14 protein-coding genes are annotated in these 19183 nt (G+C 33.8%); 2 read left to right on the top strand and 12 right to left on the bottom strand.

All coding sequences use genetic code 11. From position 1 onward, the window contains the following. Nucleotides 1-6: 6 nt before the first annotated feature. From F9279_RS14325 to F9279_RS14315, 3 genes are read right to left on the bottom strand one after another with little or no spacing between them, the layout of a single operon-like run. The gene (locus tag F9279_RS14325; RefSeq protein ID WP_152114186.1) at nt 7-216 is read right to left on the bottom strand and encodes a hypothetical protein; all 210 of its coding nucleotides are present in this window, start codon (nt 214-216) and stop codon (nt 7-9) included. Continuing rightward, nucleotides 197-667 carry a DUF4176 domain-containing protein gene (locus F9279_RS14320; protein WP_193224580.1) on the bottom strand — a complete coding sequence of 157 codons (471 nt, stop codon included), beginning with the start codon at nt 665-667 and terminating at the stop codon, nt 197-199. The genes F9279_RS14325 and F9279_RS14320 overlap by 20 nt, the downstream gene beginning before the upstream one ends. After that, a complete protein-coding gene (locus F9279_RS14315) occupies nt 603-929 on the bottom strand; it encodes a hypothetical protein (protein ID WP_152114183.1) in 327 nt (108 codons plus the stop codon). The genes F9279_RS14320 and F9279_RS14315 overlap by 65 nt, the downstream gene beginning before the upstream one ends. Before the next feature lie 792 nt (nt 930-1721). Between F9279_RS14315 and F9279_RS14310 the strand changes: the two genes are divergently transcribed. Then, nucleotides 1722-2429: a hypothetical protein gene (locus F9279_RS14310; protein WP_152114181.1), complete on the top strand. Its 708-nt coding sequence runs from the start codon at nt 1722-1724 to the stop codon at nt 2427-2429. Nucleotides 2430-2632: 203 nt separating this feature from the next. Here F9279_RS14310 and F9279_RS14305 read toward each other — a convergent pair whose 3' ends face one another. From F9279_RS14305 to F9279_RS14290, 4 genes are all read right to left on the bottom strand, one after another. Continuing rightward, a complete protein-coding gene (locus tag F9279_RS14305; RefSeq protein WP_152114179.1) occupies nt 2633-4003 on the bottom strand; it encodes a homoserine dehydrogenase in 1371 nt (456 codons plus the stop codon). A gap of 63 nt (nt 4004-4066) precedes the next feature. After that, the gene (locus F9279_RS14300; protein WP_152114178.1) at nt 4067-5338 is read right to left on the bottom strand and encodes an SLC13 family permease; all 1272 of its coding nucleotides are present in this window, start codon (nt 5336-5338) and stop codon (nt 4067-4069) included. 153 nt (nt 5339-5491) lie between these two features. Further along, a complete protein-coding gene (locus F9279_RS14295; protein WP_226793529.1) occupies nt 5492-6073 on the bottom strand; it encodes a class II aldolase/adducin family protein in 582 nt (193 codons plus the stop codon). Continuing rightward, nucleotides 6063-7358, bottom strand: coding sequence for a four-carbon acid sugar kinase family protein (locus tag F9279_RS14290; protein ID WP_152114174.1), 1296 nt, complete (start codon nt 7356-7358; stop codon nt 6063-6065). The genes F9279_RS14295 and F9279_RS14290 overlap by 11 nt, the downstream gene beginning before the upstream one ends. 252 nt (nt 7359-7610) lie before the next feature. Between F9279_RS14290 and F9279_RS14285 the strand changes: the two genes are divergently transcribed. Next, nucleotides 7611-8231, top strand: coding sequence for a GntR family transcriptional regulator (locus F9279_RS14285; protein WP_152114172.1), 621 nt, complete (start codon nt 7611-7613; stop codon nt 8229-8231). Between the two features lie 518 nt (nt 8232-8749). Here F9279_RS14285 and F9279_RS14280 read toward each other — a convergent pair. The 5 genes from F9279_RS14280 to F9279_RS14260 form a co-directional block, all read right to left on the bottom strand. Next, the gene (locus F9279_RS14280) at nt 8750-13828 is read right to left on the bottom strand and encodes a 5'-nucleotidase C-terminal domain-containing protein (RefSeq protein ID WP_152114170.1); all 5079 of its coding nucleotides are present in this window, start codon (nt 13826-13828) and stop codon (nt 8750-8752) included. Nucleotides 13829-14532: 704 nt separating this feature from the next. Continuing rightward, on the bottom strand, nt 14533-15270 hold the full coding sequence (locus tag F9279_RS14275) for a LytR/AlgR family response regulator transcription factor (RefSeq protein ID WP_152114168.1): 738 nt from the start codon (nt 15268-15270) through the stop codon (nt 14533-14535). 14 nt (nt 15271-15284) lie between these two features. Further along, nucleotides 15285-16589, bottom strand: a complete 1305-nt coding sequence (locus tag F9279_RS14270; RefSeq protein ID WP_193224579.1) for a sensor histidine kinase — start codon at nt 16587-16589, stop codon at nt 15285-15287. A gap of 252 nt (nt 16590-16841) precedes the next feature. Beyond that, nucleotides 16842-17582 carry an ABC transporter permease gene (locus tag F9279_RS14265; RefSeq protein ID WP_152114164.1) on the bottom strand — a complete coding sequence of 247 codons (741 nt, stop codon included), beginning with the start codon at nt 17580-17582 and terminating at the stop codon, nt 16842-16844. Between the two features lie 12 nt (nt 17583-17594). Next, nucleotides 17595-18314, bottom strand: a complete 720-nt coding sequence (locus tag F9279_RS14260) for an ABC transporter ATP-binding protein (protein ID WP_152114162.1) — start codon at nt 18312-18314, stop codon at nt 17595-17597. Between the last annotated feature and the right edge of the window lie 869 nt (nt 18315-19183).

The following is a 19183-nucleotide window of genomic DNA, read 5'->3' as shown; positions in this document are numbered from 1 at the left end:
ATTTTTCTATCTAAAATGAACCGATTGAATGCTGAAAATGAGTTGATTAATCTCCGAAATCATACTTTCTACTTTTTCACTCATTTCTTCTTGTACAGAAGCATTTTCCAAGTCCATTTGGTCAAAATTTTCCTTTATTTCGTGTTTGGCATCCTCCAGAGAGGAAACAATATCGGAAACCATTCCATAAGAAAAGTTAGATGTATAGAGTGCCATTATCTTTCACCAGCCCTTCCTTCGCTTCCATTTCTGATTGAAGACCTTTCATGTCTTCTGTGGAAAATTCGATGGATCTTCTATTCTCTTTTACTAGTAAATCTTCCTTGATCAGCAATTCAAATGCTTCTTCCATTTCATCTCTATACCCTGTATGGACCACATTCGTAATCAGCGGCTCGGTAAAATAAATAGTCGCATCTTTCTTGAGCTCTCCTACAGGATAAATCACCCCACCATATGGAAAATACGTTTGATAACCTGTTGGGACAATATAACGCTCGGTGATAACCACTTTGGTCGGAGAAGAAGTAGACTGTTCTGGAAGAAAGTGGCGTGGATTTAGTTCCACAACCGTTCCTAGTGGTAACATTTCTCGCATGATTTCAATGGAGGACGTAACAAGGTGGAAGAAAGGCTCTTCTTGTAGTCGGAAGTATTTTTTTTTCAAACTGAATTCCATGCTCTCCTTCTTCCCTTCTATAATAAATCACTTCTCCCTCTGTGCTTGGGATAGTGTAGGAAGAGAGCCCCTCCTTATACGCATAATAAAGTTCTTGAAAGACAACCTCATCCTCCAGATATAATTCAGCAAACTCTTTGATTGCCACATGGTATCTAACCTTTGATTCATTTGATAATGAATCCATTATTTGTGTTATTTTCTCTAAAGCGAGTGTTTTTAACTGCTTTTTATGATTCAAATCTCTCACTTCCTCTCCTCTTCATTCTTTCGTATATATGTCATTATAAATGAATGAATTGGAAATTGTATGGTAAAAATTATCTAAATTCAATGGACACAGCCTCTATAAGTAGATGGAAATATCTAATTTTCGATGAAGAAATGGTTATCCTTGAATTTGACAATATGTCTTATTACATCTTTTCCCCTGTAAGTATATTAAATTTGGAGGTTGATTAGTTATGCAGCTATGTAACATTAAGTCTTTTAAACATTTATCACAATTTAAGGACATTCGAGACTTTAATAATCAGATCGAGCAATGGATGGTTGATGTAAAATCTAAATTTACGAAGTCAGAACTTGTGGGCTAAAAAGACTTATCCGTTTCTTTTCAAGTGTAGTTGGCGTTAGCAATGCCAAAATAGCTACTACAAAAGCGACGCATGAACAAGATCAATTTGCTATTAGTCGCTCTACCTTCAAGCGAATGATTTCAAAAGCCCAGTCACTTGGGAGAAAAGAAATCAACATCAAGTAATTTCCCTTCCCTATATTTCATGAAAATATTAACTTGTTGTTAGTCGGTTAAAGTTGTGTAATTGGGGTTGAATATACTGAATAAAGTCATTCTTATCCTCGAATACATGTAAGTTTATACATTAATTAATTAATTCTACTAGTAACTCATTTACATCTTTTGACTCAATACCAACCCATTATTTGTAACATAATAATAAAAACTGGAAAAAACAATAGTCTATAATCATTCAATACGGTAATATAGACCTATAAAACATAAAACAAGGTGGCATAAATAATGGGATTCTTAAAAGGACTAGGAGAAGGCGCTGGTTGGTTAGTTGGAAATGTAACAGGTGGGCTTATAAAAGGTGTAGGCGAACTAACTAATTCAGAGTTTATTAAAGATGTTGGAGATGGTGTTAAACATTCTACTGAATTCGCTGGTAAACAGATTGGTAATGTAGCAGAGGGCGTTTGGAATGTAGGTAGTGGACTAATTACGAAAGACAATCAAAAAGTAGATCAAGGATTTGACGATTTAGGAGAAGGAATTGGAAATACAGCTAAGGCTGTTGGTCATGGTATCTCCACTACAGTTAGTAATATTGGAGACGTAGCTGGTGGGCTAATAGATGGAGATTCTAACCGTGCTTTAGAAGGTGCGAAACACTTAGGTAAAACAGCACTTATTGCTACTCTTGGTGTATCTGTTTTAGATGCAGCTGATATTGTTGATATTAATGGTAATGAGGGTGGATTAGATACTAACAGCAATCTTACTGCAGATTCAACCAATAAATTAGTCGTAGAAGAGAATATAGATTATGTTCAAGCAGAGAACCCTAATTCACATTCAGTAGAACCTCATTGGCGAACTCTTCCTGATGGCCGTGAAATATGGGTAGATGGTGATGGTGATTCAAGTATTAATAGTAGCGTTGAAGAAGGTGGTGGGTGGAATCAATCTAACCCAAACTACCGCATTCCAACAGATGAGGCTTGATACAAGTCACTTCTCATAATGTCCTAACCGATTTTCATACTGTTAATAGAAGTAAAGACAAGCTACTTAATGCTTGTCTTTTTTATGTGTTTCAGATAAAACAACCCATATTACTACTAATAATAACTTGTTAATAATCGATATGTACGTTAGAAAAAACACTAACCCCAGTCACGGAGTTAGTGTTTCATCAATACTATTATCTACTCTACCAATAAACCTTTTTCATAAATTTCAAATGCGTTATTTTGAGTCGAAGCATCTTCAATATCCTCGAAACAAATTACATCCCCTTTATTCACATTATTTTTCAATGTTACATTATTTAGTAAATAGAATGGAACAGCATCTTTCGCTTCTTTTCTTTCAAATAATTGAGGTTTAACATTTTTAATTTCATGATGATGTCCATATACGGTAAAGGTATGTCCTGCTTGCATATCTTCCTCGGCAACTCCTACCATAACGGATACTTGGCGAGTATCATTGCGTGTTCCTACTCCTAGACGTTCTCCAAGTATGATTGACAATGGTGCTTCTAGTCCCATCATGTGGAATGGATGATAAATACAACCGTATTTTCCATTCTTACTAATAACATGACCTTTTCCTCTTAACAGGTCAACTAGAGTTTCGTTATTAAGCTCAAAAACAATAAATACGCCACCCGCGAAACTAGGTTCATGCTTTTCTCTTAATTGATAAAAGACATCTACAACCCCAGATCGATCTAATATCCCACCATCTTCTTTCGGTACAAAAACATCTGCTAATTCGTTAGCTTTTGCAATTGGATAATTAAGTCCTGCAGCTGCTGGTATTAAACCAGTTACGTTAGATACTAAATTTATTTCGCAAACATCTGCCGCAATTGTTCCAGTAAGTTCTTTTAAAACTTCATATCTTTGTTGTAATGTATTTGTATCTTCATATTCCCAAGCATTCATTATCTCAGGTGCATTATAGTATACTTCTTTTCCGTCTGTATAGGTGATTTGGCCAGAGTCTCTATCATATACAAAATCATATTCACTAGATTTACCAGCTGCTACAATGTTTAGACCCAGTAGTTTTCCCCAAGAATATAAATCTACTAAATTGCGGGGTTGATCTCCATTTACTAGAGCATAAACAGCGTCATTTTCATGTGCTAATTGGTTAAAATAAGTTCCACTGAAACTATCTGTTTCCTTAGAAACCATATAAACATTAATTCCTTTTGTTAATGCATTTTCAGCAATGTACGTTCCAACATCTATGTTACCAGTTGCCTCTAATACAGAAGAGATACCTGATTCCAAAACCAATTTATAATCATCTACTACAATTATATCGCTTTCATTTGTTTGCTTCATTTCCTCTACATTATGGCAGATAACGATTTTCTCTTTATTGTATCCGCTCTCAATTAATGCATTGTAGCTTGCATCCATATCTATGGAACAAACGATGTGAATATCAATTTGCTCTACATTTTTTATTTGAACCAATGATGTATAGCCAAAACCTTGAGAAGCTCCAACAATACCTAGCTTAATCTTTTTATTATAATCAAGTAACTTCGTATAATCCATTTCTTTCTACCTCCGCTTTCCATAAATTTCACCATATATCTACTTAACCGTTTTCATTATCTCTTAGAAAAATGCTACATACACTAACCATGCTACGAGAGGACCTACAGCAATAATAAAGACGGAAGCTTTTAACAAATGATTATAGAATGTTGCTTTTGCTTCACCTTGAGCATTCGCTACAAAAATGGCTCCTGTCGTTGAGAATGGACAGATATCAACTATACTTGAAGCGATACAAACAGCTGCGATCGCTCCCATAACCCAGATATCTCCTGTAGCTAACATTGGAATTAATAATGGCACCACAGCACCAAGGAAACCTGTCGTTGAAACAAATGCTGAAATAACTCCACCAATATAACATGTCACTAATATGGCAATGATCGGATTTTCTACTTGTGAAATCATATCTGTAATGTACTCTGTTACACCGATTTGTTCCAGTACTCCCACATATGTCACTATCCCCGAAACCATTAAGATGATGCTCCATGGAATTTTGCTTACAATTTCTTTTTGTCGCTTCGTATCAAATAACGCAAGTAAAAGACCAAGTGTTAATCCGGCAAATCCCATATTCATTTCAAAAACCATACCTAAAATGATTAAAGTTACTAATGCTAATAAAGATACTATACGATAAGTTGTAACTTCAATAGTTGGATTTAAAATTGCTTGTAATTCTGCATTTTCTTCAGAAATTTTGCTTGTGTCATTTGCTTTTGATTTTCTAAATCCGCCAAAGATGATAAAAGTTAGTAAAGCTAATCCTACCGAGAATAACGTAGAAAGTAAGTATAGTGTATTGGCATTAAATGCAATGCCACTCTCTTCCACTACCCCTCGAACGATAATTCCCATAACGTTTAATGGTGAGAAGATTCCTCCAACCATCCCCCAAGCAACCATTAAGGACATTCCTAACTGATTAAACCCAATTTTATGAGCTAAACGTAAAGCAATCGGAGCTACTATGATAATAGCTGCAGTTCCCTGTGTTCCAATACTCGTTAATAATAATTCTAGGAAAAACATAATCCAAGGAATAAGCATTCTTTTTCCTTTTACCAGTTTCAAAGAAGACGCTGTAATTAAATCAATTGTTCCATTATCTTGTAAAATACCAAAAAAGTAGGTAACCCCTGTTAAAATGATGAATAAGTTTACTGGAAACTCTCCGAAAATCGTATCCTCAGAAACACCAGTAATAATGGCCAAAATAAACGTAGCAACGAAACCTAATATCCCCATATTAATAGGTAACTTTGCATTTATAACAAACATTAATAGTAATACAACTACTGAAATAATTGTTAAAGTTTCAATTCCCATAATAACTTCTCCCTAAGTTCATAATGTTATAATTGGTGATTTACTTAAATTAATATTATTTTACATACACACTACAATACTGAATTCAGTGACAGCTCAATAGAATAAAAGTAAATTTCCCCCCACTAATTCTATTAACTTAACAACATCCCCCTATAATGTTTTAAGTAAGTACGCATTTTTTGAAGCCTCTTCTAATTCCTCTATAGCATAAAAAGCATCTAACATTGTTTTATCAGCTAAGATTGGTCCATGATTTTCAAGTAAATAACAATTTGTCTCTTTTAGTGAGTTTTCAAATGCCTCAAACAATCCTTGCGTTCCTGGAGGAGCATATGGAACAAAGCCTACCTCTCCTACTTTCATTTTTAAATATGGTGTAGGAGTAGGTATTAATTCCGATAATCCATCCCATTTTTGACAAGACCAATATGTTGCATAAGTGCTATGAGTATGAATTACTGCCTCAGCCGATTGGTCTTTTTGAAATAATGCTAAATGTAATGGCCACTCTTTACTAGGTTTGATCTCATTTAACACAGTTCCATCTAGTGACAAAATCGAAAAGTCATCTATGTCTAATCTACCAAAACAAGAACCACTTCTAGTAATGTAAATCTTATTATCATATCTGAAACTTAAGTTCGCAGCAGAACCACTTACTTTACCTCGTGAGAATAAATTTTTTCCGACCCAAATGGCATCATCCATCATTTGCTTTAATTTATCGTCCACTATCGTTCCCTCCATTCATTTTTTCTAATGCTTCAACAAAAAAGTTGGCTTCTCCGAAATTCCCAGATTTCAAAACAACTTGCAAATTCTGATAATTATTTGGGATTAACACAGGCACTCCCGGACTAATAACCTCTCCGATATAAAAAGTATTAGGATTCATATTTTTGACTACAGCTCCAGATGTTTCTCCCCCTGCAACTACTAAACTATTAATTCCTTTATCTATTGAATATTCCCCTGCAAATGATAATACTTCTTCTACAAGAGCACCCACTTTATTATGAATCTCTGGATTATCATCTTTATTTTTTTCACTATAGATAATAAATACATTGTCTAGATTCTCATCAATAAAATACATAATCTCTTTTTTTACTGTGTCAATAGAGTTTAATAATTCTCTTACTTGAATGGAATAACTAGCATAGCCTTTGTTTATAAAGGTGGCTATCTGACTTTGAGTAGCTTGAGATAAACTTCCTGCTAATACTCCACCCCTTATTGTAGTTGATTTATCTTCATTAGTAGAGTAGTCAACTGGAACAAAGTCTTTTCTAGATTGAGCTAAAGTTTTATATAACCAAGCCGGCAGTGCCGAAGATCCACTAAACAGCTTTAAATCTCCAAATAATTCAGCGATTATTTTGCCATGTTCCTCTTTAAAATAATCCACAGCAAGATAAAACTTTTCATTTTCTTCCGATTTTTCATTTATATACTTATCGAAGGATTCTACATCTGATAAAAAGTTCTCCATTTGAGAAATCGTTAATTTAAATACTTTATATTTACTCTGTCTTTCTAATAATATCTTTAAATCACTTTCATCCATTGGATTTAGTGGATGAAATCTCATATGTGTTTGGTCAATTGGTAAACCATCTACGTATAAAATACCATCTTCTACTTTTCGATTATTTATTGGTAAAGCTGGCGAAAGAAGCGTATATTTTACATTCATTTTCTCTAGTAAATGATCTAATACTGGACCTATATTTCCGTCAGCTGTTGAATCAAATGTTGAACCATATTTAAAATAAATCATTCTAGTACCGATTTTATTCAAAAAATCATATGCCTGATTTACCTCACTAATTGCTTCTTCTTTAGATACACTTCTTGTTTTTAACGCAATGACAACAACATCCATATTATTATCTAATTTAAAATCTTCTTTAGGAACACCATTAACTAAGATACAATTTGCATTTTCTAATTTTAAGAATGAAGCAGCATCTCCGGCTCCTGTAAAATCATCAGCTATAATACCAATCTTAATCAATTTTCCATCACCCCACTGTATTGAGACATACTATATATATTTCTCGTATACTTCGTGTATACAAGAAATATAATACCAACTGATTGATATAATGTAAACCCTTTCTTTAAAAGAATATAAAATATTTTTTCCCTATTTATATTCAAATTCCCTTGAAAAACTATTTAAAGTTAATTTTTATTATTTTTTTAAAAATATGGTACAATAAGATAACCGTATTTTAAGGTTAACAAATAGAGTTGGGTGAAAAGTATGACACAAAGCTTAAAACAAAAGGTGTATACACTATTAAAAAGTAAAATTCTAAATAATGAACTTAGTGAGGGTGAATATTTAGAGGAAACTAAGTTAGCTGAACTTTTTGGTGTAAGTAGAACTCCAGTAAGGGAAGCAATTAATGCATTAGAAACTGAAAATTTAGTACAAATTATTCCTAAAAAAGGAACATTCGTTACTACCCTAACCACTCAAAATATTAAAGAATTGTTCCAATCAAGACATATTGTTGAACCTGTTGCATTTGAACTCGCATTTCCTCACCTAGATTCCGAAACATTATTAAAGTTTAAAAATGAATCTATTATCAATATTGAGAATAAAGATTATAAAAAGCTTCACCAGTTAGACTATGAATTTCACAATTATATAAATTCGATGTGTCGTAATAAGTATATAATTAAATTTTTAAATAGCCTTTCTGATGACTTTCAACGAGTTCGTACCCAAGATTTTTTTACTGAAAGAAGAACTCTTGGTGGAGCAGAAGAACACCTTTTGCTTATTGATCAAATAATTGAGGGTGATCTTAACAACGCCATAATTCAATTAAAAGAACACATCTCAAATACTGAAAAATATTATTTTCAAAGCTAGATCTAACTACATAATCGTATTGGAAAATAAATCTGCTCCTTTCATAGTGGACAGTAAGACAAACTGACTACCTGAAACGAGCTTATTTTTTTCCTCCATATTATTGGTTTCCTTTATTATCAACAGTGCAACATACTATAATGAAGTTATAATCATATACATAATAGAAATAAGACCTAAATCCTTTTTCGAACACAAAAGGGTTTAGGTCTTATTCTATGAAAAAATTGTTGACCAATTGTCTTCTATCACTATCGATATTTTTTCTGTAGCTTTAATCAATTACAAATATCTTTCTGTAAGCTTTTTAGATTCCTATCTTGGGATATTCTTTCCCATAGAAAAGATGACCCCTTTTACAGAGATCATCTTCTTCAAGCTAGCTAACCCCTTATAACTTCCCTTAGTTAGCAGGGCCTTTTCATTTACTTCAGGATAGAGTGGGTTTTCATTGCCTCCCACCTTCACCCTATGAATTAGGATGAAGATGTGGAAAATCAAAACTCTCTATTTATTACTTAAGAATTAGTTTTAGCATTTCTTCTCTTAACAAAGTATAAACCAAAACCAACTATTAGTAACATAAATCCTGCAAGTAACATATTAAAACTGTTTGTTGCAGTATTCGGAAGCTCATTAGAAGTTTTTCCTGAGTCTTGTCCTGAATTTTGGCCTGATCCTTTTCCTGGTGTTTCGCCTGATCCGTTTCCTGGTGTTTCACCTGATCCGTTCCCTGGCGTTTCACCTGATCCGTTTCCTGGCGTTTCACCTGATCCGTCTCCTGGCGTTTCACCTGATCCGTCTCCTGGTGTTTCACCTGATCCGTCTCCTGGTGTTTCACCTGATCCGTCTCCTGGTGTTTCACCTGATCCGTCTCCTGGTGTTTCACCTGATCCGTCTCCTGGTGTTTCACCTGATCCGTCTCCTGGCTCTTCTTCAGTAACTTGAGTCACATCAAGAATTCTTCCTTCCACTTCTGTAGGAATTCCATCAGATCCAATACTAATTAAATGATCACGGAAGTTTTCCCAATCAGAAAGTCCTAAATCAGTTACACGTCCTTCTGCATATGCTTTAGCAAAAACATCATAGCCATCGCCACCTTTAGCAGTAAAGGCATTTGTTGCGATTGTGTACGTTACATCATCTTGAACTTTTACATATTTACCATCTTCATTTAAATAAGAAACAGATACAATGCGCTCTCCTGCTGCTTTTGTTTTATCATATACTACTTTTCCACCTGCTACATGTAAGAAGCCACCGTTTTCTTTTGGATATTGACCTAGAGAAATTTCAAATGCTTCTTTTAATTCTGCACCTGTTACATCCATAGTTGCTAGTGTGTTGTTGAATGGTAGTACTGTGATTACTTCTCCAACAGTGATATCACCTTTGTCAATTGATGCACGGATACCACCACCATTTTGTAATGCCATAATGACATTTTTACCAGTGAATGATTTTGCTTTCTCAAGCATTCCATCTGTAATTAAGTTTCCTAAGATTGTCTCATTTTTACGAACACTTGGTTTTGTATCATCACCGTTTGTACGTGGGCTTTCTAAAGCATACTTTGTAGTCACGCCAATTTTTGATTGAGACAGTTTATCAACTTCTGCTTTGTAAAATGCTAATTCTTTAACTGCTTCTTCATCCTCTACTTGAGAACCGATAGCAATTAAGTGCCCATCATAAGAGTCCACAACACCATTTTCATCAAAGCTTACATTTAATACGCCAAGGTTACTATTTGAGTTACCAGTTTGAACAATAACAGTAGGTGTTTCATCTTTGTCCACAATATCTGGTTTGCTTAATGTTGTATGACTATGTCCACCAACGATTACGTCAATGCCTTCCACTTTTTCAGCAAGAATTAAATCATTATCAATTGCTGCGTTGTCGTCATATCCAATATGAGTCAGTGCGACAATTCGGTTAACACCTGCATCTTCAAAAGCTTTAACTGCTTTTTCAGCTTCTTTCAGATAGTTTTCGAACACAATGGATCCTGGACTAGAAATATCAGCTGTTTCTTCTGTTGTTAAACCGAAAATACCGACTTTCTCTCCGTTTACTTCTTTAATTATTCCATTGTAGATATTGCCCTTTTTTGCATTAGATTCAAAAGAATCGTTGTATATTTTAGCAAATTTATCATCTTTCGAGAAATCAACGTTCGCACTTACAAATGGGAAATTTGCTTTATCAATAAAGTTAGCCAATGCCTGGTGGCCTTCTGCTGATGATCCTAAATCAAACTCATGGTTCCCAAAAGTCATCGCGTCAATATCCATTAAGTTAAGTAAAGCTAAATCAGCTTTTCCTTGGAATTCATTAAAGTATAATGTTCCTGTAAATTGATCTCCTGCATGAAGAAGAAGTGAATTAGGTGCTACACCTCTAATGTCTTTCAGAGCTGTTATTGTTTTAGGGACATTATCTAAAGCAGAATGAATATCATTTGTATGAATGATTGTTAAATCAGGTAAATCTACTTGAATTAATACTGGATCATGGTCAGATGCTTGTCCAGTTGCTTCTGTAAAGTTTGCATTAAGGTGAATCATATCTGCTGTCGTTTTATCTGCTAAGTTATTTGATACTAAAATATGATCTAATACTTGGTTGTTTCCTTGGAAGAAATAAGAGAATCGATCTTCGGCAGGAACTTTCTCTACCATATTTGTTAAAATATCACCTTTTAATGTATCAAGAGCTGGTGTGAATTCGAAATCATTCATATCTCCAGCAACAACGACATTTAGTCCAGGATTTTTTTCAAGTCCTGCTTTAATGAAGTTATTCACTTCTTGTGCTAGTTTAATGCGTTCTGCTTCTGAGCCTAATTTAGGTGGTTGGTTAGAACCCCATAAAGACTCATCTCCGCCTTTAGAATTCAAGTGATTTCCGATAACAACAACTCGTTGACCTTTGAATTCAAATTCTGCAGCAATTGGTTTACGTGTATCACTAAATGCATCTGGATTAACAACACCTGGGTTTAATGTCAAGTTACCAGCTTCTGTCCATCCGTTAGCTTCAGTAGCTGCACCTTTTGTACCTTCAACTAATGACACACGTTCAGGGTTATAAAGGTAACCAACTCGAATATTTCCACCAGGAGCTCCACCGTTTGTATTGTTAACTGGAGCTACATCTGTCCATTTATATGTTGGACCACCTGCAGCAACAATTGCATTGATTAAACGTTCATAGCTTTCTGATGCATCTGAATTTCCAGAATTAGTTTCTCCATCATTATCTTGAACCTCTACAAGAGTAATAACATCAGGAGATTTCATGTTCTCCACAAATGATTTAGCAATTTTCGCTACCTTTGCATCTGGAGTGTTTGATTTGTTATTAGAGAAGTTTTCAATATTGTAAGCAGCAACTGTTAATTTATCTTCTGCTGGCACAATATGAGTAACTTCTTGTGTTAAGTTTGATTTTGTTACGCTTGGTAATTCGTTCTTATCAACTGCTAATTGATATCCATTGCTTGCATAAGTAATAACACCTACTACATCGCCATTAAACTGATCACCAGGTTGGAAGTTACTTCCTACATTATCTAAAAAGATTTTTTCAGGGTTATAATCATCTTTTGCGATATTTAATCCACCCTGATTATTTAACGTATTATTTGTTGTGCTTTCTACAATAATTGGCACATCATTAGAATAAGGAGCTCCAACTACAAGAGCATCTGGGAATGAAACACGCATATATTCAACAGATTCCCAGAAGTCAATTCCATCTTCTTCTGGATCAAAAGATTTCATTTCATCATTATCAATTATTTTATTTGGAGGGATGATATCTTTCCCAATTACAAGTGGAGCAGGTAGTTCAGCTGTACCATTTTTTACAATAGTCGCCTCAGTAATTTGGGTTTTAGATAATGTAGCTCCACCGCCATATTCTGTTACTGTTCCACTAACAGATACTAAATCTCCAACAGCTACACCATGAGATGATTTATACACTTCAATAGCTTCAGATGTTTCTTTATCTGTATCTGCACCTTCAACATCTTGCATAACAAAACTGCTTCCACTGATTACATGAGTTACTACACCAGTAACGTTATTAACGGAAGCTTTATTATATTCGGAAGTATGTCCTTTTCCTTGAATATCATGGATTTTAATATTTTCAGTATTTAGAATTTTAAACGTAAAGCTAAATACATCACTTACTGTACCATCAACAACAGCAATTGCTTTAATAGTAGTTTCACCTGTTTGTAGCGCGATTGGTGCTGTGTATTTTGTGCTTGTTTCAGTTGGTGTGGAACCATCTGTTGTGTAATAGATTACCGCATTCTCAAGACCAGAATTTAATTCAACCTTTGTATCGGCTGGAACAACACCTTGTGTTTGTGTTGTAAAAACAGCTGGCTTATTTACTAAATCATAGCTTTCAAGTCCAGTAGTTTTTAGATGGAAACCAGTGTCATCAATAGATCCAAGTCCTGTAAGATGAACTTTATCTCCTTCTTTGTAATGCTTAATTAAATCATCATAAGTAGAGCCTGTACGATTATCATGAATAACTGTTACCTTTTCTCCTGTTTCAAATACAGCTTGGAATGTAGCTGTTCCATAGCTATCTTTCGACATTTCAGAAATTGTAACATTTTGTAACTTCAACAATTCACCTTGTGTAGAAGCAGTTACTTCCTTAACAGACTCCGCTGCTGGTAGTTCATTTTCGGATGAAAGAATATCAAGGCTTGTTGGTACAATTTCAAGTTCATTTTTATATGTCTTTAATTCACCAGTAATTCTTACTTTCTCTCCTGGCTTAACAGATTTAGGACTAGCATATACAAACATCCCTGCAGATTCATCTTGCATATAGAATGTGGAGCCGCCCCAAAGACCAGTATTCGTTGTTGCAATTCCTTCTATCGTTACAGTATTACCTGCACCAAGTTCACGAGCATCTGCAACAGAAATAGCAGTAACTGGTGGTGTTGGCTCTTCAGGAATAACTGTGCCTAACGTATGTGTTCCAAGACCATCAAAGAAATTAATTCCTTTGCTCTCCCATTCTGTACTACTGTCAAAAGCATCTGTAATGTTGCTATCTCCAGTTAGAACATCGCTATTTCTAATTAGAGTCACATCTTTAGCAAAATCAGCTGCTGAGCCAACTTGGCCAATAGAATCAATGATAGTTTCTCCTTTTAATAGAACGATAGGATCATTACCATTAAAATTAATAACAGATGAGTTTTCAAGATTACCTTTTGCTTTTATTTTATCATCAGCTTGATTATTATAGACTACGTATGTTTCGCCCTTTTTTAAAGTACCAGATAGAGTAAGTTTAGACTGATTTTCCTCTACACCATTTGTATACTTTACAAGGCTATACTGACTTAAATCAAGATCAGCTCCCGTTCCATTATATAACTCGATAGCTTTATTATTACTAGACCCCTCTATATATTCAGAGATAAGTAGATCTGTAGCTACAACTGTTTCAGCTTTTACATTCAGATTAGCCACTGGTGAGAATAAACTAAAAAATATAGCAATTATCGTGATAATACTAAGATTTCTCTTATTTCTTCTTTTCATGTTTTTTCTCCTCTTAATTTTTTCAAATTAGCTTCATGCTTCGGACGTCTCGAAATGACAATATTTTGATAATGATAGGCACCATTATTCAAAAAAATGCCTCTGTCATTAAAAGATTGAACCACGAGGGGAATTCGCTATTAGCGATCATCTAAGTAGAATAGTAAGTTTAATATATGTATTTTCCCACACATGATTTTTTACAAATCAAATTCTTAAATCTAAAATCTACTAAAAAAGCTATTCTCTTTTTTCACATCCTTTGTAAAGAAATAGTGTTGTAGTTTTGAATAAGTATAGGTTTATATACATATCTATTTCTTATGTATATACTTGCTTGTTTTTTTACTATCGAGATATAACAAACCTACCCATAATCATTGTATATTGTTATAAAACCGTTAACAAGCAGATTATAGAAAAAATATAGAATTTACAAAAAATTATAGAATATTAATATTTATTTACATTTTGTAAATGCTCAGAGTGATTCTAAACCCTCTTTTTTCTTAAGGGACGAACAGTATATATGTTTTAGGGAACTAGAAAAGGAAATTAGTAAAAGCACATCTTAAAATTAGAGATGTGCTTTTTATTATGGGTTTTTATGGTATTTATAAGCAGACAGTATATTACCAAAAGCTGTAATAACATACGTGTATCATCCTTCTTATACACCTACGTTTTTGTTCCTTGTTCCTATCCTAATTCTTCTCCCAAGCTTTATATAACCCTTTAAGATAACGACTAGATGAATAACAAACCTCTCCATTAACCATGGTAATCTCACGTGTTTTTTTATCTATACCCGAAATATTTTCTATATTGACGACAAATGAATTATGGCACCGGTAGAACCTAGAATCAATCTCTTCTACTTCCTTTAGTTTTCCATAAAATTCTACCTGCCTGGAATCGGTATGCATAATAATTTTATGCAGTTTGGAAGATGTTTCGAAAAATAGGATATTTTCGTAATCCTCACTTATCACTTTATCTCCGCTTTTAATCTGAAACCGTTTTTTCATCTCGCCACTATCAGACAATAAGCGCTCGTTCGCCGTAACGATACAATCAATGACACGCTGCTGTAGATCAGTAAAATCATCTTTAATAATATAATCAAGTGCTTCCACTTTATATAAAAACGTCAAATAAGTGAGCTCTGAATGAGTGGTAACAAAGACTATAGATCCTCTAGCATCATATTTTCTGATTTCTGCACCTAACACAATTCCACTTTTTTCATGCTTTAAGTCTACATCAAGAAAGTATAATCCATTCACCTGGTTAGACTGCAAATAGTCCATTATTTCATCGGGATTATCTGTAGAGAGGGCTACTCTCATGTCTAATTGCTCGATCATGATATAGTTTTTAATATAGTTTGTGATTCTTTCCTTTTGTTGTTGATCATCTTCACAAATAAAAATCTCTAGCATAGTAACACCTCCGTTCAATCAACATCGGCAATTTCCAATTCTTGAAAAAACATCCTTCCCATTATTTTCGTATCTAATGTAACATTCTCACATTTTGAAATCATTTCTTTTAAATTACTTAATCCTAATCCTCTATTTTCTCCTTTGGTGGAGTATCCTTGTTCAAATAATTTATATAGCTTTGGGATCTCTCCACCAATTGTATTGGCGACTACAATAAGTACGGCTTGCTGTTTCTTAATAAAGGCAATATGAATACTACTTCCTTCATATTGCTCTGTTTCTTCTATGGCATTGTCTAGAATAATTCCTAAACAACGGCACAAAGAGATATACTCCATCTGTATTTGATCGACAGACTCTATAGCCTCAATCGAAATATCAATACCTAAATCCTGGGCCTTAATAAGTTTAGAGACAAGTACTCCCTTTACCTCGATTACTTTCACATTTTTTAATGCACCAAGCTTATAATTATCTTTTTTTATCCCCTGACTTGTGGGCATGACCTTTTCATTAAAATATACTTCTAATCGATCCATATCTTTCAATCTGATATACTCTGACATGGAAGATAATATGTTTATGTAATCATGTCGAAACTTTTGCAACTCGCCATACATTTCTTCTAGATTCTCTGAATACATACGTAATTGCTTATATTCTTCCTGCTTACTTTCTACTTTCACTTCTTTTATAACAGAAGAAAGTAACAACCCTAAAATCGTAATAAATAGAACAAAATACGCCAAAAATATGTAACTATTAAACTGGATAACCTCACTTGAGAAACCCGTCCTATTGGATATAAGTATATTAATATAAATGAATGCTATTGTCATAACAGTTAAGGCCATCAGAAATAAAAAGTAATGCTTAAATATATGTATGTAATGCTTCATTTGTATGTTCACTATTTTAGTAATCAAACAGAGAACTGCTGAAAAGAAGAGAAAGAAAAGCAGATGCAAACTATAATAGGAAAGATGTCCATTTATCATTTCAAAAGATAGATCAAAAAGATAGGCACCAGCTAAGAAACTTAAATGATCACTAATAACGAGAATCATAACAGAGAAAAGCGGTGCTGTAATACTAATCATTAGATCCTTTTTGTACCTATAATTAAAAAACATTAACAGAACTACTGGAATAAAAATACCGATAATACCTATATAATTAAATAACAAGAATGCACTACTTGATAAGATTAATACGAAATAAAAACTCTCTTTTGCATGATCAAACCCTCTTACGAAGAAAAAGTTAATCAAACAAAGGATAGTAACTTGTACGGAACTACCGATAAATGTAATCAAAACAATAATGCTCCTCCAAGACTCTTTTAGGAACATTTTACCACTTTTTCAAAAATTAAGTAACCTACTAATTATTTAACCTTAGGCTTGTGCATAAATAGTAAATAGTTTTCCTTTCATACAGGGTTTCCACAGGGAATGGCAACTGTTGAAAAATCGTCCAGCTCCTATCCCTGCAACTATAGCTTGAAAGATCCATCTTCGTTTCATTTCTCAAAAGATACTGCTAATTTGTTGTTTTTCCCTTTATGCTTAAACCTTCTTTCTATTAAAGCGGATGATAACTAATGCTGCTATAAAAACTGCCAGCACGAATGAAATAGAAATAATTGTTTGATTATCAAACTGAACTTGTTGATTCCACACATCAATAAAAAGGTGGTTCATGTGATACATCGGGTTAACCTTTGCTTTCATTTGAATGAAATTTGGCATTTGTTCGACTGGAATTGAAAAATCGCCTGTGAACATAACAAATTGGAAGATTAGGATGGAAAAGATCAATGCACTTTTCATGTCTTTGAACAAAGAATAAATGGCAGATGAGATGACTAACAGTACAGCATTCAGGATAATAAAGAATCCATATGACCCTAAGAACATAAGGACTTCAAATTTTAACTCAAAGACAAATATTCCAATTATGTTTATGAGTAGAAAACCAAAGCTAGTAATTATGATGGATTTTATGATATTGGAAAGAAGTAATGTTCGCTCATGTACAGGCGATATATTAATCCTTTTTTCCACCCCTGTGGAGCGGTTCATTACCTGGTCAAAACCGAACGCAAAGAAAACAACAGAAAACGTAATCAATAGAATAAAGGATGGAGTGTATGTTTGGGCATAGCTCAAACCACCTGCAAAAGTACCATCACCAACTAATTGTCCCAAAAATACATATGTTACTGGTGGAACAACAATGGAGAAAATTAAATAAAAAAGCTCCCTCGAAAACATAATTAAATCGTATTTTAACTGTGTTGCTAACATATTGATTTCCTCCTATACCGATACTTTTGAAAGGTAAAAGTCATTAATCGATCTATACCCTAGTGACAAGATGTTTTCCGTACTCTCAAACATTTCATTCTTTCCATCCTCAATTAACATCACTTTATCGCAATACATTTCAATTTCATCCATATAATGGGTTGTTAAGATAACTGTTCCGCCTCTGCTCTTGTTATAGTCGACGATGTAAGACCATAAAATATTTCGCATATGAGGATCCAAACCAGTCGTTGGTTCATCCAAGATAATCAGTTTAGGCTCTGACAAAAAGGCAATCGCAAGGCTCACCTTCTGCTTCCATCCACCAGATAATTTTTCAAAGTACGTTCTTCGATGAAGCTCCAGGTTGAAATCAGCAATAATCTCCTCAATCTGTTTATTAGACTTATAGTAGGATTTAAACAACTTTAATAATTCTTCTACCTTTAAAGACTTATAAAATTGTGTAGGCTGTAATACCACCGAAATATCTCTTCTTAATTTCCCCAGTTTATCAATAGAGATGTTTTGCAAATTCTCATTAAAAAGGACAACCTCACCGTGATCAAAGTCTTTAATGGTCATTAAAATTTCAAGAAAGGTGGATTTACCAGCACCATTTTTTCCAATGACTCCAATAATTTCTCCTTCATTTGCCTCGAAATTTAACCCTTTGAGCACTTGGTTCTTTCCGTAAGATTTTTTTAAGTCTTTTACACTTATAATTTTCATAATCTAACCTCCACTGTATCTTTCTGTATAACCAGAACAGCATGTTCGAGTTTTCCACCGTGTATTAAACCATGAATTCTTTTAGTAGTATCTGCTTTCCTGGCAATGCTTCTTCTATATACATGTTTGTAATAATGTAAGTATATCCACTTCTTCCTAAGAACAATGTGATTACTCATAACTCATCTTTATATCCACATTGGCGTGCATTTTGGACTTATACAAATACACTTGTGCATTCATAGGTGTATGTTTTTTTCTATTGAACGTTGTATCACCATTCGGCAAATTCATACGTGAAGATATTTTTTATCAACTAATTTACGGAGCTAGATTCCTTTTTCTGAAAGTATTTCTGGTAAATAGGATGAAGCTATTATTAAGGAAAATCATATGTGATTGTTGTAATTACCCTATCAATACTGGATTACAACCTACTACTAGTTTCTAGGAATCTATTCCCAGAAAAAGTCCAGATCATTCCACCATCTCTATGTTTCTTTCCCAAAGTCTACAAGGTAAGACGTTTTGGGAGGAGCTTTTTCAGCATTGTCTACATTTGATTCATGAGGAAGGATAATATAAAAAAGAAAAAAATTTGTGGCACTTTCATTTTTTTTACTTTGTAGGAATCATCAAAAATAAGCGGAGAATTCCGACTAATGATAATTATCATGTTAATTTCCTTGCTAATAAGCGTATTTTTCCGGTTAAGTAAGGAAAATGTCTCCAATTTCATGTAATTCTGGTCTTCTGTCAAGAAAGTAGACACAAAAAAATGAGATATTTTTCTTCTCCAGCTACTACCGCACTTCGTTTGGTGGGGTGTTAGAAAGAATCACTCAAAAATCATGACTGATCCTTTCTAA

This window comes from Bacillus sp. B1-b2 (assembly GCF_009183415.1).
GTDB lineage: Bacteria > Bacillota > Bacilli > Bacillales > Cytobacillaceae > Niallia.
The sequence above is the reverse complement of the archived record's forward strand: the minus strand, read 5'-3'. Positions and strand labels throughout refer to the sequence as shown.

Excerpts from the sequence above, each read along its gene's own strand:
- F9279_RS14325 (WP_152114186.1), bottom strand. The coding sequence starts at position 216 with ATGGCACTCTATACATCTAACTTTTCTTATGGAATGGTTTCCGATATT.
- F9279_RS14310 (WP_152114181.1), top strand. The coding sequence starts at position 1,722 with ATGGGATTCTTAAAAGGACTAGGAGAAGGCGCTGGTTGGTTAGTTGGA.
- F9279_RS14305 (WP_152114179.1), bottom strand. The coding sequence starts at position 4,003 with ATGGATTATACGAAGTTACTTGATTATAATAAAAAGATTAAGCTAGGT.
- F9279_RS14300 (WP_152114178.1), bottom strand. The coding sequence starts at position 5,338 with ATGGGAATTGAAACTTTAACAATTATTTCAGTAGTTGTATTACTATTA.
- F9279_RS14285 (WP_152114172.1), top strand. The coding sequence starts at position 7,611 with ATGACACAAAGCTTAAAACAAAAGGTGTATACACTATTAAAAAGTAAA.
- F9279_RS14280 (WP_152114170.1), bottom strand. The coding sequence starts at position 13,828 with ATGAAAAGAAGAAATAAGAGAAATCTTAGTATTATCACGATAATTGCT.
- F9279_RS14275 (WP_152114168.1), bottom strand. The coding sequence starts at position 15,270 with ATGCTAGAGATTTTTATTTGTGAAGATGATCAACAACAAAAGGAAAGA.
- F9279_RS14265 (WP_152114164.1), bottom strand. The coding sequence starts at position 17,582 with ATGTTAGCAACACAGTTAAAATACGATTTAATTATGTTTTCGAGGGAG.
- F9279_RS14260 (WP_152114162.1), bottom strand. The coding sequence starts at position 18,314 with ATGAAAATTATAAGTGTAAAAGACTTAAAAAAATCTTACGGAAAGAAC.